This is a genomic window from Abyssibacter sp. (genome assembly GCF_964229365.1).
GTDB lineage: Bacteria > Pseudomonadota > Gammaproteobacteria > Nevskiales > OUC007 > Abyssibacter.
In genome coordinates this window covers 147,693-163,347 of the sequence record NZ_CAXRDQ010000031.1, presented here as the reverse complement: position 1 = coordinate 163,347, position 15,655 = coordinate 147,693, and the positions used below count along the sequence as shown (strand labels likewise).

At 62.1% G+C, this 15,655-nt stretch carries 11 protein-coding genes; 2 read left to right on the top strand and 9 right to left on the bottom strand.

All coding sequences use genetic code 11. The features are described 5' to 3' along the window. Positions 1–3: 3 nt before the first annotated feature. The 3 genes from ACE1EY_RS05095 to ACE1EY_RS05085 form a co-directional block, all read right to left on the bottom strand. Positions 4–2,196, bottom strand: a complete 2,193-nt coding sequence (locus tag ACE1EY_RS05095; protein ID WP_291513847.1) for an Ig-like domain-containing protein — start codon at positions 2,194–2,196, stop codon at positions 4–6. Positions 2,197–2,456: 260 nt separating this feature from the next. Then, positions 2,457–4,433, bottom strand: coding sequence for an EAL domain-containing protein (locus ACE1EY_RS05090; RefSeq protein ID WP_291513848.1), 1,977 nt, complete (start codon positions 4,431–4,433; stop codon positions 2,457–2,459). 260 nt (positions 4,434–4,693) lie between these two features. Beyond that, positions 4,694–6,160 carry an OmpA family protein gene (locus tag ACE1EY_RS05085; RefSeq protein WP_291513849.1) on the bottom strand — a complete coding sequence of 489 codons (1,467 nt, stop codon included), beginning with the start codon at positions 6,158–6,160 and terminating at the stop codon, positions 4,694–4,696. 129 nt (positions 6,161–6,289) lie between these two features. Between ACE1EY_RS05085 and ACE1EY_RS05080 the strand changes: the two genes are divergently transcribed. Both ACE1EY_RS05080 and ACE1EY_RS05075 read left to right on the top strand, forming a co-directional pair. Beyond that, on the top strand, positions 6,290–7,180 hold the full coding sequence (locus tag ACE1EY_RS05080) for an ABC transporter ATP-binding protein (protein WP_291513850.1): 891 nt from the start codon (positions 6,290–6,292) through the stop codon (positions 7,178–7,180). Beyond that, positions 7,177–8,202: an ABC transporter permease gene (locus tag ACE1EY_RS05075; protein WP_291513851.1), complete on the top strand. Its 1,026-nt coding sequence runs from the start codon at positions 7,177–7,179 to the stop codon at positions 8,200–8,202. Before ACE1EY_RS05080 ends, ACE1EY_RS05075 begins: the two co-directional genes overlap by 4 nt. On the opposite strand, the gene ACE1EY_RS05070 is transcribed toward ACE1EY_RS05075, so the two are convergent. The 6 genes from ACE1EY_RS05070 to ACE1EY_RS05045 all read right to left on the bottom strand — a co-directional run bounded on the left by ACE1EY_RS05070 (position 8,203) and on the right by ACE1EY_RS05045 (position 15,602). Then, positions 8,203–9,807, bottom strand: a complete 1,605-nt coding sequence (locus tag ACE1EY_RS05070; RefSeq protein ID WP_291513852.1) for a hypothetical protein — start codon at positions 9,805–9,807, stop codon at positions 8,203–8,205. It abuts the gene before it with no gap. Positions 9,808–9,868: 61 nt separating this feature from the next. Beyond that, on the bottom strand, positions 9,869–10,861 hold the full coding sequence (locus ACE1EY_RS05065; RefSeq protein WP_370299610.1) for an ABC transporter ATP-binding protein: 993 nt from the start codon (positions 10,859–10,861) through the stop codon (positions 9,869–9,871). Next, positions 10,858–11,841 carry an ABC transporter ATP-binding protein gene (locus tag ACE1EY_RS05060; protein WP_291513854.1) on the bottom strand — a complete coding sequence of 328 codons (984 nt, stop codon included), beginning with the start codon at positions 11,839–11,841 and terminating at the stop codon, positions 10,858–10,860. The genes ACE1EY_RS05065 and ACE1EY_RS05060 overlap by 4 nt, the downstream gene beginning before the upstream one ends. Next, a complete protein-coding gene (locus ACE1EY_RS05055) occupies positions 11,841–12,728 on the bottom strand; it encodes an ABC transporter permease (protein ID WP_291513855.1) in 888 nt (295 codons plus the stop codon). Before ACE1EY_RS05055 ends, ACE1EY_RS05060 begins: the two co-directional genes overlap by 1 nt. Further along, positions 12,725–13,678: an ABC transporter permease gene (locus tag ACE1EY_RS05050; protein ID WP_291513856.1), complete on the bottom strand. Its 954-nt coding sequence runs from the start codon at positions 13,676–13,678 to the stop codon at positions 12,725–12,727. Before ACE1EY_RS05050 ends, ACE1EY_RS05055 begins: the two co-directional genes overlap by 4 nt. Before the next feature lie 100 nt (positions 13,679–13,778). After that, positions 13,779–15,602 (bottom strand): ABC transporter substrate-binding protein, encoded by a 1,824-nt coding sequence (locus tag ACE1EY_RS05045; protein WP_291513857.1) that lies wholly within the window; start codon positions 15,600–15,602, stop codon positions 13,779–13,781. Positions 15,603–15,655 lie beyond the last annotated feature (53 nt).

Sequence of the window (15,655 nt, the reverse complement as noted above, 5' to 3'; positions counted from 1 at the left end):
GGATTATTCGCCCGGTTCGGCCGAGTCGAAACCGCCTGAGATAAGGCAGGTGATACCCAGCAGTGACAGCGTGTCCACCGTGATCGTGCCACCGTCAAACAGCGGGTCGGTGTCGTCGCCTGGCGGGTCGATGATCACGCCTTCGTCATCACGAATACTGCCGGCGACACAGGCCTGACCGGTGACCAAGGGTTGAGGCTCAACCAGGCCGGTGTTGGTGACCGTGACCGGTGACCCGAATCCGGCGCCACCCTCCACGCACATGTTGGCCGTGTTGTCCCAGGTGCCTTCGATCGCGTCTTCCCAGATCACACCCGGGAAGTTGGTATCAACGAATTCCTCACCGGGGATCGGTGCATCGTTCCCGTCCAGCAGCGTGATGTCGACGGCGGCCGTCAGCTGCGCTGTCGTGACTTCGAGCAATAGCGGGATCGATATGGCCCCCAGTCCGGACGAAATACAACCATTCTCAGGGTCTGACGTGACGACGATGTTGGTCGGCTGGACGCCGGTAATCGTGGCCGTTAACGCGTCACCCAGAACGGTTGTCGTGCCCGGGATCAGATACTCGGCGCCGACGATCACGTCGCATGGCGCAACGCCAGCCAGTTCGCAGGCTTCCTGGGCACCGTCGCTAACGGACAACCGTCCTTCCGTCGTATCTCCGTCCTGGTTCAAGTCATCGCCATTTTCGATCGTGGCGAGATCGGAGGTGGTCGGAATCAGATCGGCTTCCTCGGCTTCGACCAGCCAAGTCAGCTGGGCGTTGTCCGTGAAATCCACCGTCGTCTCGTCGGAGAGAATGGCAAAGGCGAGAAAATCACGGTTCAGGCCGTTGCCGACAAACGTCGGAGTATCGGTGGGACCGACATAACAGGCGTTCGGGTCGCCACCGTCCGGTGTGTTGGGGCACGGAACGCAGCTGCCTTCACTCAGGCGGTTTTCGGGGCAGACGTAGACGGCCGTGACATCCGTTGGAAGAATCGCGACGGTCGTGATGGCATCCACGCCTGCCAATTCGGGAACGGTTGCCTCAAGCGTGACCGTCGCCTCGGCGCCTGGGTCCGGCGTGAACGTGCCGGGTGACTGGCAGAACGCGGCCGGAACGGAGTCCATGCCTCCGAATGAAATCGGTGCCCCTGCCTCGGTGGTCGGGTCGGCTGTAGCCGGCGCCACCGTAATGGGGATGCCGGTAGTCTGTTTGTAGCCGCCGACCGCCAGCAATGCGGTTGCGTTCGCCGGGGCGACATCGAGGGTCGGGTCGTTGCGCAGGCTGGATGGCGGTTCGCCGGCCAAACCGGTCACGTCGCGGCATTCGCCGTCCGAGAACAGGCCGTAGACCCGATAAGCAACCGTGGTGCCCCGCGGGGTGTTCACGCCGGGGAGGCACTGTGTCGCGTTGTTCACGTCCGGACACAGATAGATGCTTTCCAGCGTGGCGTCCGTAACGAAGACAGGGATCGAGTCGGAGGCGGATTCCCCGCTGTTCTGCATGAACGTTGCGGTGACATCCACGCCCTGGTCGTCAAAATCGACGCCCCAGATGCGGCCCGGGATCGGGTCACGTTCAGTGTCGGCCAGGCCCGGGCATAAGGTCGGCGAACCGGCGGTTTCAACGCACACTTTCGACGGGTCTTCGCTAACCCAGGACACCTCATTCTGATAGCACTGCGTCAGCGAGGGGATGACGTTGCCGGTGTTCGGATCTGCAAACGTGGCCTCGGCGCTCAGATTGGATCCGGAATCCTGGGCGATGTCTGCACGGCCGGTGATGCCACTGCAGTTGCCGTTGTTGTAAACGGTCAACGAATTGATAACGCCTGCGAGCACGGTGACACGTGCCACGCTGGACTTGCCATCCATTGCCGCGGTGACGTCGATCGCCGACGTGGTCACCGCTTCGCCACCCACCAAGCCGGTCGAAGTGACAGACACGACGCTAGGGTCTGCACTCGTCCAGCTCACCTCGCCGGTGATGTCTAACTGCGAGAACGTCTCACCCTGCGAGGGCGGAGTGGTGTAAAAGCCGGTCGCGGTCAATTGTCGGGTCGTATCCTCGGCGATCTCGATCGGCGACGGATTTACCACGATGCGATCCAGCTGCGGCGTGAAATCAGGGCTGCGTACTTCACCGCTGCAAGCGGCGAATGTACCTGCGACCAAGAGAACGAGGAACGAGCGAGAAACTGACGTCATTGGAAATCTCTCCGGTTGCCCAAGCCCTGACGAAGACTTGGGAATCGTCATTCAGCGAAGACTATCATGTTTACAGGAAATTCACGGTGGATTCCACGTCAGAAAATACCGCAATTTCAAGCGGTCAACGACTATTCCTGCCACTCAGCGGCAACAGCGCTACATGCTTGAACGTCATCGTGCCACTCCTGTTCACGCTAACTTTCGATGTGTCGACCAACGGTTCGTCGCAAGCGACCGAAGCGGCTGAATCTTGCGGACTACTCCAGGTCCGTCGGGCTAGGTCCCTTGATGTGGAAACCCTGGACATAGCCCACGCCCATCTGCCATAGCAGCGCCATCGATTCGGCATCTTCGACACGCTGGGCGATGACGGCGACGCCTTCGTCCTGTGCTTTCGCAATCAGCGATTGCATCTGGTTCTGGGTGGAACCTGGCTGTGAGGCCGCTTTGGTGAACGACGCGTGGAGCTTGACGAAATCTGGGTAGAGCTCCTCCAGCAGGGTGATCGACCGATCGTCGGTGCCAAAATAGTCGATGCTGAGCCCGGCGCCGAAATGGCGGATGCCCTCGCAGAGTGCGATGGCTTGCTCCAGACGGTTTTGCAGAAAGGATTCCTGCAAATTGAACACGAGCTGGCGATACGCCGCAGGTTTGCCGACAAGACGTACGCGCAGCCAGCGCAGAAACCCGTCGTGCTGCGCCACCGTCTGCTCAGACAGCTTGACGAATAAACGCATCGGCGGGGCCTGCTCTCGCTGACGGTCCATGAGCAGTTCGATGGCAATATCCACGACTGCGCGGTCGAGATCGGCGATCAGCCCGGCTTGCTCTGCAACCTGAATGAAATCCCTGGCCTGGTATTCGGTGCCGTCTTTGGCCGTTAGCCGGAGCAGGGCGTCGTACTGCTGCTCATCGGCATCGTCCAGCTTCAACACCGGCATGTAGCTCAGGGAGAAACCGCCGTGCTTCAAGCCATAGCGGATCTTCTTTTTCCACTCGTCTTCGGATTTCTTGCGCTTGAGATCGGCATCGTCTGATTCCAGCAACGACACGACGCCGGGCGTCAATGTGTGATCTTTCAGGTAGCCCGCAATCCGGCGGACGCAGGTTTCGGCATCTTCACCCAGCTCATTGGCGTAGACGACACCGGCCATACGAATGTGAAGCTGATGATGCTCGGTCCGGAAAACGGCGTCGCCAAGCTTGTCCAGCCACCCCTGACAGCTAGTCCGGATGCGTTTCGGATCCGCCCGTCGAAGTAGTACGAGCAGACGGCCTGGCGCGACCTGGAATAACCGTTCGTCGCGGTCGAGCAGGGAGGCGAGAAAACTCTCGACCGAATCGACCAGCTGTTCGAAGCCGATGAAGCCAAGCTGGGCTTCCAGATCGTCGAGTTCCAACAGGCGCAGGTCGAGCAGGCCGAACGTGTCAGTGGAGCCATCCTGCCGCGCCTGCTCGACGGCCTCGGTAAGCCGCGCACGGACACCCGCAGATTCCTCGCGGGATTCCCGCCGCGGTGCGCCGACCAGCTCGATGCTGGGTACGCCGTCTCTGCTGATGCGGCGCAATGCGACGCGCAGGGGGCGGGTGGATCCGGCAGCGGTCGCGAACTGCAAATCCAGGTCGACGGCGGTTTTTTGCTCGTTGATCAGGTTCGCCAGCTCGTCGCGTACGCTGCTCTGTTGGTCAGGTTCGATGAAGTCGAGCAGTGGCAGATGCTGAGGCTGGTCGTCGTCGACGAGCTTTGCGAAGGGTTCATTCGCCTCGATGACGATGCCGTCTTGAACAAGCGCGATCGCAACGCCCATGTCGCGAAGCAGCGCTTTCTGCTGCGCTTCCAGCAGGCGTGTCGTTCGCTCTCGCTCGTCCAGCGAGCGACGTGTTCGGGAAAACGCGATTTCCCGCGCGATGACGAATGTCATTTGCTCGGGGTCGTCCGGGCGCAACCAGTCTCGCGCGTCGTGTTCACGCAGCGATTGCACTGAGCCACCGGTGCCCTCGCCGTCGACAAGCAGCGTGGTGAGTTGCGGGTCTGCGGCGCAGGCCGTGCGGCACCAGGCCGGAGTGTCGATTTCCAGTGCGGGATCGATGGCGAAGATCAGCGGCCGCTCAGCCTTGATGCTGGAGACGAGGTCGTCGTCCAGGCGTGCCTGGACCACGTGCGCGGCGAGACCGCGGTTTCGAAGTTCGCGTTCGATGAGCTGGCCGACGTCCGGATCGGTGCCCAGCAGCAAGATCTTCGCAGACCCCGCGTCGGGAGTCTGGAGGTCCAGGACGGAAGCCCCGTCAGAAAGATTCGAAACAGTGATTGTCCTGCCACTCCGCCCCGGCGGGCTGTGATCTTTAGGAGAGCGCGTTGCCAGGTACACAAGGCGGGTCGGTACTGGACCACACTAACGAGTTGATGGCTGCTTCCTTCACTCAGATGGTGCACAAAAAAACGCCCGGTTGGAAGACCAACCGGGCGTTTGACTCACCTATCAGAGCGTAAGGCTTATTCAGCCAGGCGCAGCTCCACCCGTCGGTTCCGGGCCTGACCATCTTCGGTGGCGTTGTTCGCCACCGGCTGGGTCTCGCCGTAGCCTCTGGAGATCAGGCTGTCCGGGTTCACGCCCTTGCTGACCAGGTAGCTACGGACCGAGGCAGCACGCTCCTCGGAGAGCTTCTGGTTGTACGCGGCGGGGCCGACCGAGTCGGTGTGTCCGGCGATCTCGGCCTTGATGTCGGCCTGATCGGCCAGCGACTTGGCGACCCGATCCAGGATCGTGCGTGCATCTGGCCGCAACACTGTCTTGTTGAACTCGAAGTGCACGCCCTCAAGCACCAGTTCCTGGTTCTTGATCGGGCAGCCCGTCTTGTCGACTTCCAGTCCCGGCAGCGTGTTCGGGCACAGGTCGTCGCGATTCAACACGCCGTCGCCGTCCAGATCCAGGGAACAGCCGCGCTCGTCGACCGCCACGCCTGGCGCGGTATTGGGGCAGTTGTCCTTGTAGTCAGGTACGCCATCGCCGTCGGTGTCGAACGGGCAGCCGTAGCGATCGACCGGCACACCCTGGGGCGTGTTCGGGCACTTGTCCTGCGAATCCGGGACGCCGTCGCCGTCCGAGTCCAGCGGACAGCCATTGCGGTCAACCGGAACGCCCGGAGGTGTGCCAGGGCACTTGTCACGGAAATCCGGGACGCCGTCGCCGTCGGCATCCAGCGGGCAGCCATCTTCATCCACGGGCACGCCGCGCGGTGTGCCGGGGCACTTGTCACGGAAGTCCGGCACACCATCGCCGTCCGAATCGACGGCACAGCCCTTTTCGTCCACCAGCACGCCTGGCGGCGTGTTCGGGCAGGCATCGAAACGGTCCGCCACACCGTCGCCGTCGGCGTCAGGGGGCGGGGGCGGCCAGGTGCCGATGCGATACATCAGGCCGATCGTGGCCTGATAGTTGTAGAAATCGTCCTCGACGAGCACGCCTTCTTCATCGATGTGATCGACCAGGTACTGGCCTTCCACGCGCAGATCGAGGTTATTGTTCAGCCGGAACAGGGCCCCGAGTCCGCCGTTGTACGACAGCCCGCTGACTTCTTCATCCAGAAAGTTGACGTTGTGCAGGCCGGCGCCGAGCAAACCGTAGAAACGTGCCCGGCGGCTATCGTTGAGCAGCAGCATGAAGTTGCCGCCACCGACGATGCGTTCGTACTCGGAGTTGATGTTCGAGACATCGACCGAGCCGCCGCTGACGAAACCTTCAACGGCCATGCGATGGCCGATGAACTTGCCGAAGGTCACCATGCCGGCGGGGCCGTTGTCCTGGTCTTCGCTGTCGGTGACCAGGAATCCAGCACTGCCGGACAGGAAGTATCGATCATCGAAACCGATGTCATACTCCTGCGCGTTGGCACTGAAAGGGGCGGCCAACGAAGCAGCCAGGGCGCAGGTGCCGACGTATCGGCATAAACGAGTAATCATCCGGAAGAACTCCCTCGGGTGAATGCAATCCATTTGCAGACCAGCCGCAGATCGTAGTCTAGGGAAAGCCACAGCAAATGTCCCGCCATCCTTCTCTATGCATTGTCTTCCGTCGATGGCACCAAAACGATGAATAACGAACGGGTGGCCTTGTCGGTCAGTGATCTGCGCAAGCACTTTGGTGCCGTCGAGGCCGTACGAGGTCTGAGTCTGAACATCCGTGTCGGCGAATGTTTCGGTTTGCTGGGTCCGAACGGTGCGGGCAAGACCACCACCATCGAACTTCTGGAAGGGATTCTTCGACCATCGTCAGGCACGATTTTGTACTTGGGTGAGCCACTGGGTGACCGGTTCCGGCGCGAGGCCGGCATTCAATTTCAGCACACCGCACTGCAGGACTTCCTGACGGTTCGCGAACATCTGGAGTTGTTCGCCCGCCTTTATCCGCGGGCCAGGCCGATTGCCGAGATCATGGAGCGGTGTGCGCTGGGCGAGCTGGCGGGGCGCGATGCCCGAAAGCTCTCCGGCGGGCAACGCCAGCGGCTGCTGCTGGGTATCGCGCTGGTCCATGACCCGGCCGTCATCTTTCTGGATGAGCCGACCACCGGGCTCGATCCGCAGGCACGGCGCAACTTCTGGTCGCTGGTGGAATCGATCAAGGCCGACGGCCGCACGGTGGTGCTGACCACGCATTACATGGAAGAGGCCTACCGGCTCTGTGACCGCATCGCGATCATGGATCATGGACAGATTATCGCCGACGGCACGCCGCGCGAGTTGCTGCGCCGCCATTTCGCCGGCGCCGTGCTGAGCCTGCCGCTCGCGGATCTGCAGCGAGCCTCCATCGATCTGGGGAACTGGCGTGTGCATCAGGATCGAGCGGAGCAGGTGGTGGACGATCTGGAAGCTGCGCTGGATGCGTTGCGGGTTCAGGGTGTGGGCCTGCAGCACTTGCAGATTCGGGAGCACACGCTGGAAGACCTGTTCATCGAACTGACCGGTGAGGCGCTACGGGCATGAGGCTTCGTCGCATTCTTGCCATCACCAAGGCGCGGAACATCGAGTTCATTCGCGATCGTTCCGCCCTGGGCTGGAACATCCTCTTGCCGCTACTGCTCGTGCTGGGTCTGGCGACCATCTTCTCCGGCGACAACCAACCGCTCTACAAGGTGGGCGTGATGATGGCCGCCGAGTCGGCAGAGCTGCCAACCGGCGACGCCGAGCCGCTGATGAATCTGCGTTTCACCCAGTTCGTGCCGGAGTTCGATCACGACCGCGCCGTGCGGCTGGTGGAGCGCCATCGGCTGGACTTGCTGGTCGATTTCGAGCAGCGCCGCTACTGGATTAATTCCACGTCTCCCAAGGGCTATTCGCTAGAGCGAATGATCGCCGGGCTACCAGGTGTGGCGCTGGAGCGGGCCGTGGTCACCGGAGAGCAGACCCGTTACGTGGATTGGCTGGTGCCGGGCATTCTCGGCATGAACATGATGTTCTCCTGCCTGTTCGGCGTGGGTTACGTCATTGTCAGATACCGCAAGGCCGGTTACCTCAAGCGGTTGAGCGCAACCCCGATCAGCCCTGCGGAGTTCCTCATCGCGCAGATATGCTCACGCCTGCTGGTGATCATGGTCGTCACCTGCGCCGTGTTTGCTGCCACTGAATGGCTGATCGGCTTTCCGGTGCTCGGCAGTCACCTGACACTGTTGGCCGTGGCGCTGGCCGGTGCGGTCGCGATGATCGCCATGGGTGTGGCTGTCGCCGCGCGGACGACCAGCGAGGAGCTGGCCAATGGCCTGCTCAACCTGGTGACCTGGCCGATGATGATGGTGTCCGGCGTGTGGTTTTCGATCGAGGGCGCGCCGGCGGCCGTGGTGTGGGCGGCCCAGTGCCTGCCGCTTACGCATCTTCTGGATGCCGCACGTGCCGTCATGCTGGATGGTGCCAGCCTGATGCAGGTGGCCGACCATCTGGTCATTCTGCTGCTGATCGGGGTCGGTTTTCTCTGCTTCGGTGCCTGGAGTTTTCGCTGGCGCGACGTCTGATCAGTTCGGCGGAAATGCCGTCCAGCCACTCATCCAGCTTTCTGCCGACCCGGGGCGCAGCGCACCACGATGGCGCGCTCCTCCATTCCAGAACTCCCCCCTTGGGATCGATGCGACAGCGGCCAGGGCGGGGCCGACATCCGGGGCAAACCGCGGGGCGATCGGGTCCAGTGCGCCGGACAAATAGGCCGGGTCGACGACGAACTGATTCTGGTGGTCCGATTGCTGCAACCAGCTGGCCAGGTCGAAGGCGGCCGGGTCTTCGCGATCAAACCGCCGACTGCTGCGATCCGTGACGAACAGCGTGTGACTGAGCGACAGGGCGCCCGATTCGACGAGTTCCTGCGAGCGGTCGCGAATCGAGATGGCTTCGTCCTTGAACCCGGCGATGATCAGGTTTCGGAAGATGCCTGCCGTGCCTTCGCGCAAGGTCATCGCACGCTGCGCGCGCGAGGCGTTCGGGTCGGCGACCAGGGTGACGTTCATGAACGTTGGCGCGGAACGGGGCTGGGCATCCGGGTCGGGGCCGTTGTTGTCACCCTCGAAGGCGTTGTCGCCCACATCGCGGCCCATTTGCACCACCAGCGACTGCACATTGCCGGTCCAGCCCAGGTCCCAGTCGAAGGCGTCATCGCCGGGCCGGGTGATCAGCAGATTGCGTAGGTTCGCCGTGCCGCCGAACATCTCGATGCCATCATCCAGCGGGCTGTGCACCTGCACATGGCGCACGATCGTGCCCTCGCCGCAGCCCGCCAGCGTCAGGCCGTTGAGCTCGTTGTTCGCCGAGATTTCGAAGCCAGCGAACTCCACGCGGACGTATTCCATCACGCCACAGGAGCCTTCGGTGTTCTTGCCGCCGTAACTGCCCAGTGGTTCGGTCTCCGGCACGCCCTCGATGCGGCCCAGGCCGATATTGGTGGGTGCATCGCCCAGCAGGACCAAACCGCCCCAGTCGCCCGCCTGGCGCGACCCAATGGGCTGCGCGCTGGTGAAGACGATCGGTGCATCGGGCCGACCCCGGGCGTGAAACTCCGCGCCATTGGCGACCAGCAGGGCAGACCCCGGTTGGCCGAGCACGGTCACGCCCGGTTCGATGGTCAGCTTGACGCCCGGCTCGATGAACACGACCTGGTTCAGCACAATGCGCTTGCCCGCCTTCCAGGTCGTGCTGACCTCGATATTGCCGTCGATATGGTCGACGCTGGGGCCGTTGTCCAGCCGGGTGATGAACAGTGTGACCAGTATGGCGATGCCGGCGAGGATCCCGATGCCGGCCAGGATTGCGCGGCGCGAGCGATGTGTCTTCGCGCGGTGAACGCTGGCTTCGAATTCGGTGGTCTGGTCGAACTCGACATGCTTCATGCCGGTGTCGACCTGCCTTAGCAAGCTACCGGTCGGCGCCAGCGTCAATACGCGCTGGGCAAGTTCCGCGACTGCCTGGTCGGTTGAGTTCGAGGCGGCCGTCAGCGTGCTGTCGCGATAATTCTGGTTGCCCAGCAGCGCGCTGAAATGTATGTACGGCAAGCTCTTGTCTGACGACGCATCGCATGCGCGCTTGAGTTGCCACAGAAGCGTGATCGCTTCCGAGTCGCCGGTGCTGGCCATTCCGTGGTCCCGAGTGAATCCCCAGCCTCAGCCTAGGGATCACAGATGGCGATTTGATGAATTAGTCAGTTGCGGGGTCGCCGTACAGATGGCACGACACCCAATGCGGTTTGTCCTCGCTGCCAAGGTTCTGCATTTTCGGTTCGATGGACGCGCATTGCGGCATCGCCGCGGGGCAGCGGGTGTGAAATGGACAGCCGGATGGCGGGTTCATCGGGGACGGCACATCACCCGACAGCACGATGCGCTCGGAACCGGATGCCGGGTCCGGCACCGGGATGGCTGACATCAATGCCTGGGTGTAGGGGTGCTTGGGATCGGCGTACAGGTCGGCGGCGCCGGCGGTCTCAACGAGTTGCCCCAGATACATCACGCCGACCTGATGGCTGATGTGCTGTACCACGGCCAGATCATGGGAGATGAACAGGAAGCTGATCCCGAACTCCGATTGCAGATCGTCGATCAGGTTCAGCACCTGGGACTGCACCGAGACATCCAGCGCGGATACGGCCTCGTCGGCGACGATGAACTTCGGATTCAGCGCCAAGGCGCGGGCAATGCCGACGCGCTGGCGCTGGCCGCCCGAGAATTCGTGCGGGTAGCGATGCAGCACCGCCCGCCGCAGACCCACGACTTCGAGCAGCTCCTCGACCTTCTTCCGGCGTTCGGTCTTGGTGCCGATGCCATGCACATCCAGCGGCTCGCGCAGGGTCTCGAATACCGTTCGACGGGGCGATAGCGAGGCGTAGGGGTCCTGGAAGATGATCTGCATGTTCCGGCGCAGGCGCTTGAGCTCGGAGCGGCCGGCGGCGATCACGTCGGTGTCTTCCAGGTGCACTTCGCCAGCGGTGGGTTCGTGCAGGCGCAGGATTGCACGGCCCAACGTCGACTTGCCGCAGCCGGATTCGCCGACCAGGCCCAGGGTCTGGCCACGGGCGATGTCGAAGGACACGCCATCCACGGCCTTCACCTGGGCGACGGTGCGTCGCAGCAGACCGCCCTTGACTGGGAAATGCTTGGTCAGATTGCGGACGCGTAGCAAGGGCGCGCTCATGTCTGGGTGACCGGGTTGGGGTTGAAGCAGGCCGCCTCGGTGCGGGCATCGCCTTCGGCCGACAGATCGGGATCGAACTGCCCGCAGCGTTCCAGCGCCTGCCCGCAGCGGTCCCGAAAGCGGCAGCCGTCCGGCAGGTCCAGCAGGTCGGGCACGATGCCGGGAATCGTCGGCAAACGCGGCAGGCGATCGGGGCGAATCCGCGGCACGGACGCCAGCAGGCCGGCTGTATAGGGGTGGCGAGGTTGCTCGAACAGCGCATCCACCGGTCCCTGTTCGATGATCCGTCCGCAGTACATGACGGCAGCGCGATCGCAGGTCTCGGCGACCACGCCGAGATCGTGGGTGATCAGGATGACCGCAGTGCCATGATCGGCGGCCAGATTCTTGATGAGCTCCAGGACCTGCGCCTGAATGGTGACATCCAGCGCGGTGGTCGGCTCGTCGGCGATCAGCAGTTTGGGGTCGCAGGACAGCGCCATGGCAATCATGACGCGCTGGCGCATGCCGCCGGAGAGCTGGTGCGGGTATTCGTCGATGCGCTTGTCCGGGGCGGGGATGCCGACCTCGGCCAGCATTTCGATGCCGCGGGTGCGGGCCTGCTTGCGTGACAGCCCCTTGTGGCGGCGCAGCACATCACTGATCTGGTTGCCGATGGTGAACACCGGATTCAGGGCCGTCATCGGTTCCTGGAAGATCATCGACATGTCGCGGCCGCGCAGCTTTCGATACGCCTTGTCGGAGAGCTGCGTGAGGTCCTGGCCGGCGAAGCGAATCTCGCCGCCGACGATTCGGCCCGGCGGTCGCGGGATCAAACCCATCACCGACAGCGAGGTCACGGATTTGCCGCAACCCGATTCGCCCACGATGCCCAATGTCTCGCCTTCATTGACGTTGAAGGACACGCCATCAATGGCGCGAGCCACGCCGCGTTCGGTCGAAAATTCGACCTGTAGATTGTCGACTTCTAGCAAAGGCATCAGGTTTTCTTCGGGTCGAACGCGTCCTGCAACGCGTCGGAGAACATGTTGAAGGCCATCACCAGCACAAACAGAAAGACGGAGGCGGCGAGGAAATTGTTGAAGAACCCGGTGGTGACTTCATTCGTGGATTCCGAAATCATCAGGCCCCAGGACACGCCGTTCTTCACGCCCAGACCCAGGAACGACAGGATCACCTCACTCTTGATCGCCGAGACGAAGGTGATCGTCGCCTGCACGAGCAGAATATGTGTGGTGTTCGGGATGATATGGCGCGAAATGATCTGCCATTCCGGAACGCCCAGCGCATGGGCCGCTTCAACGAACTCGAAACCCTTGAGCCGGATCACCTCGGCCCGGACCAGGCGTGCGGTCGTGGTCCAGAATGTTGCCACCATGGCCACGTGCATCGAAAAGGCATAACCCTGTAGCGCGAAGGCCACCGCCGCCACGAACAGGTAGAACGGGATCGAATCCAGCACGCCCTTGAGCCACAGGATGATCTCGTCCGGCCAGCGCCCAGCGAAGAATCCGGAAATAGCCCCCATGATCGCGCCGAGAACGGTCGACAACACCGCCACGACCAGGCCGATCTCGAATGCGGTCTTGGTCGAGAAGATCGACCGCTCGAAGATGTCCTGTCCGTTGCGGTTGGTGCCGAACCAGTGCTCCGCAGAGGCTTCGGCATTGATCGTCGGGGTTAGCGTGTTCCAGTCCTGGCCCCATAGCCCGGCCCAGACGCCCAGCGCAATGCCGAGATAGACCAGCACGATGACCAGCGAGGTCATGCCCCAGCGGTCACGCAGGAGCTTGCGGGCGGCCTTGCTCCATAGGGATTCGCCCTGCTTGCGCGGCGCGGGCGCTGTCTCTGCCGTTGTCGTGGTCACTTCAGGGATACTCGCGGATCAATCACCTTGTACATCACATCGGTGGCGATCAAGGTCAGAACAAAGAGCACGGCCGTCGCGCCGACGACCGCCTTGAGGATCGGCTGGTCACCCGTGGTGATGGCGTCATACGTCACCTTGCCGACGCCGGGAATGCCGAAATAGCTTTCGATTAGCAGGCTGCCGGAAATCACCACCAGCGGTATCGAGAACATGATGCGCGTGATGATCGGAATCGCCGCGTTACGCAGCACATTACGAAACAGCAGTTTGATCGGGGGCGTGCCGAAGGCGCGCGCCGTGCGGACGTGGTCGCGATTCATTTCCTCGACGATCACCGCCCGGTAGAAACGGGTGTTATAGCCCAGCGACACGAACACAATCGCCAGTGTCGGCACCGTCACGTAGTAGAGGTAGTCGGCAAGGCTGTAGACCTCCCAGCCGCGAACCGGGAAATAATTGATGCCATAGCTGGACGACAGCAGCACCTGGAAGCCGATGATGATGATCAGGAAACTGATCGACATGCCGACCACGGCGCCCGCCATGATGGCGCGGTCGATCAGGCCGCCGCGGTAAAAGCCGGCGACGAGCGCCAGCACTACCGCCAGAACGTTTCCGAGCACGAATCCTGGCAGCGTCAGTGCCAGCGACACCGGGATGGTTCGGGTCAGGATTCGCGAGACTCGTTCACCGGTGGAATCGGAGTAGCCGAATTCCAGCGTGACCAGCTGCCGCAGGTAGTCGGCATAACGAACGAAGAACGGCTCGTCGTAGCCCAGCTGCGAGCGAATCTCGGCGATTTGCTCGGGCGTGGCGTTCTTGCCAATCAGTTCGTAGGTCTTGTCCGGGCCGAAGTAGACCATCAGCACGAAGCTGATGAAGGTGACGCCGAGCACCAGCGGAATGCCGGTGACCAGCTTGCGCAAGGCGTATTGAAGGGTATCCATGGACGTTGGTTAACGGTAAGGGGGTAGGGATGAGGAGAGGTCACTCCTCCGAGTGGCAGCCTGACCCTCGATCATAGGGCGCGCGCCTGAGACCTCGGCCTTACTCCTCACTGCCTCCGGTCTTTACATCCACGTACTTCAACCAGAATCCGCCGAGAATCTCGCGGTCCGGCACCCCGACCACATTCTTGTGCCAGAGATAGACCTTGTTGCGAGACATCCCGGTGATGGCGACACAGTCATCGATGACCATTTCGTTCATCTTGCGATACAACTCGGTGCGCTCCGGGCCAGGCTGCATCGTTGATGCCTGTTCAAACAGCGCGTCGAATTCAGGGTTCGCGTAGTTCGGGTTGTTCGAGCCCGGTGTGCGGTTCGGGCCGTAGAACAGTTGCAGGGTGTTTTCGGCATCGGGGTAGTCCAGCCCCCAGCCGAGCCCGCCGATATCGAGCTGACTGGTCTTGATGGCCTTGTTGAAATCGCCGAAGGTCGCGAAGGTGCGGCCCTGGATCTTCGCCAGCGGGAAGCCGAGCTGGTTCATGAAGCCGCGAAACTGCTCGAACACCTGGCGGTAGAACACGGCGGATGAATAGCCGTAGGTCAGTTCCGGCAGGGTTTCCGGTGTCCAGCCAGCGTCGCGTAGCTGCTGTTTGGCTTTTTCCATGTGCTGGGTCACCGAGGCCTCAGACAGCGATGGATCAAACTCCGGCACCACCGGCGCGATAATCCCCGGAAACACCGTGCCAATCCCCGAGTAGAACCGCTCGTTGCGTTCGGCCCACGAGAAAGCATCGCGCATGGCGCAACGCAGCGCCTTGTTCTTGGCCTCGATGGCGGGGTCGTCGTTGTAGCCGAAGTACGGCTTGTCCATGTTGAAGTAGGTGTAGATGAAACCGGCTTCAACACCGCTCTTCCAGTGGTAGCGCTTGGCCCAGGCATCGCTGACGGTGACGGGCTGCTTGGAGCCCAGCACCGAATCGATCTGCTCCACCGGCACCGAGGTGAACTGCACTTCCTTGTCAGACGTGAACGACGCCCAACGCGAAGCGGTTTCGGTGATGAAATCGATTTCCAGGCGATCGACGAAAGGTGGCGCCTTGCCATCAATGGCATCCAGCCCGTAGTCGCCATGCACGGCGGGATCGAAGCCCTCGGCGGCCAGATCCACCGGTTCCTGCCGGAAGTTGGGATTGGGAACCAGCACCGCTTTCGCTGTGGAGAAACGCTCGACCTTGTAAGGGCCGGAGCCGACCGGGTGGATCGACAGTTCGCGACCATATTTTTCGACGGCTTCCTGCGCGACGATGCCCGAGAAGCCCATCGCCAGGGTGTAAGTCAGCTGCGGATAGGGTTTGACCAGCTTGATCTGGATGCTGTGATCATCCAACGCCTTCAGCCCTTCGACGTCCTGGCTGTAGTCCGCGCCATCGTCTTTCCACTGGTCCAGACCGACGATGCGGCCTTGCCAGAGCCAGGCCCCCTGCGAGCGGTTCTTGGGGTCGAAATGGCGTTTGATGGAATAGACGAAATCCTGCGCGACGACTTCGCGCCCCTTGCCGTCGGGAAACGCGGGGTCATCAATGAAACCGGAGCCTTCTTTCAGGTGGATGGTGTAGGTCAGACCGTCCTCGGACACTTCCGGCATCCCCTTGGCCAGATTCGGTTTCAGCTCGTAGGGACGCGCCAGGTACTTGTAGCTGTAGAGCGTGTCGTAGGCGTTGAGTACGACAAAGTTGGAATAGACCACCGCGGATTGCACGGGGTCGAGATTGACCGGAGCACCATCCATCGAATGCCGGTAGACCTTCAATGGGGTGCCGTCCGCGTTGGTTTGCGGCTGTCCACCACCGCCGCATCCGGCTAGCAGGGCAATGGCAATAGAGGCGGCGACCGCGCCAAGTGTTCGCGGGTTACGGTTGAGCATGGATTCGTTCTCCGGAGAGGCTCGCTGGCCTATTCATACGCTTCTGTCGGCGT

Excerpts from the sequence above, each read along its gene's own strand:
- ACE1EY_RS05075 (WP_291513851.1), top strand. The coding sequence starts at position 7,177 with ATGAGGCTTCGTCGCATTCTTGCCATCACCAAGGCGCGGAACATCGAG.
- ACE1EY_RS05050 (WP_291513856.1), bottom strand. The coding sequence starts at position 13,678 with ATGGATACCCTTCAATACGCCTTGCGCAAGCTGGTCACCGGCATTCCG.
- ACE1EY_RS05080 (WP_291513850.1), top strand. The coding sequence starts at position 6,290 with ATGAATAACGAACGGGTGGCCTTGTCGGTCAGTGATCTGCGCAAGCAC.
- ACE1EY_RS05065 (WP_370299610.1), bottom strand. The coding sequence starts at position 10,861 with ATGAGCGCGCCCTTGCTACGCGTCCGCAATCTGACCAAGCATTTCCCA.
- ACE1EY_RS05060 (WP_291513854.1), bottom strand. The coding sequence starts at position 11,841 with ATGCCTTTGCTAGAAGTCGACAATCTACAGGTCGAATTTTCGACCGAA.
- ACE1EY_RS05085 (WP_291513849.1), bottom strand. The coding sequence starts at position 6,160 with ATGATTACTCGTTTATGCCGATACGTCGGCACCTGCGCCCTGGCTGCT.
- ACE1EY_RS05095 (WP_291513847.1), bottom strand. The coding sequence starts at position 2,196 with ATGACGTCAGTTTCTCGCTCGTTCCTCGTTCTCTTGGTCGCAGGTACA.
- ACE1EY_RS05045 (WP_291513857.1), bottom strand. The coding sequence starts at position 15,602 with ATGCTCAACCGTAACCCGCGAACACTTGGCGCGGTCGCCGCCTCTATT.
- ACE1EY_RS05070 (WP_291513852.1), bottom strand. The coding sequence starts at position 9,807 with ATGGCCAGCACCGGCGACTCGGAAGCGATCACGCTTCTGTGGCAACTC.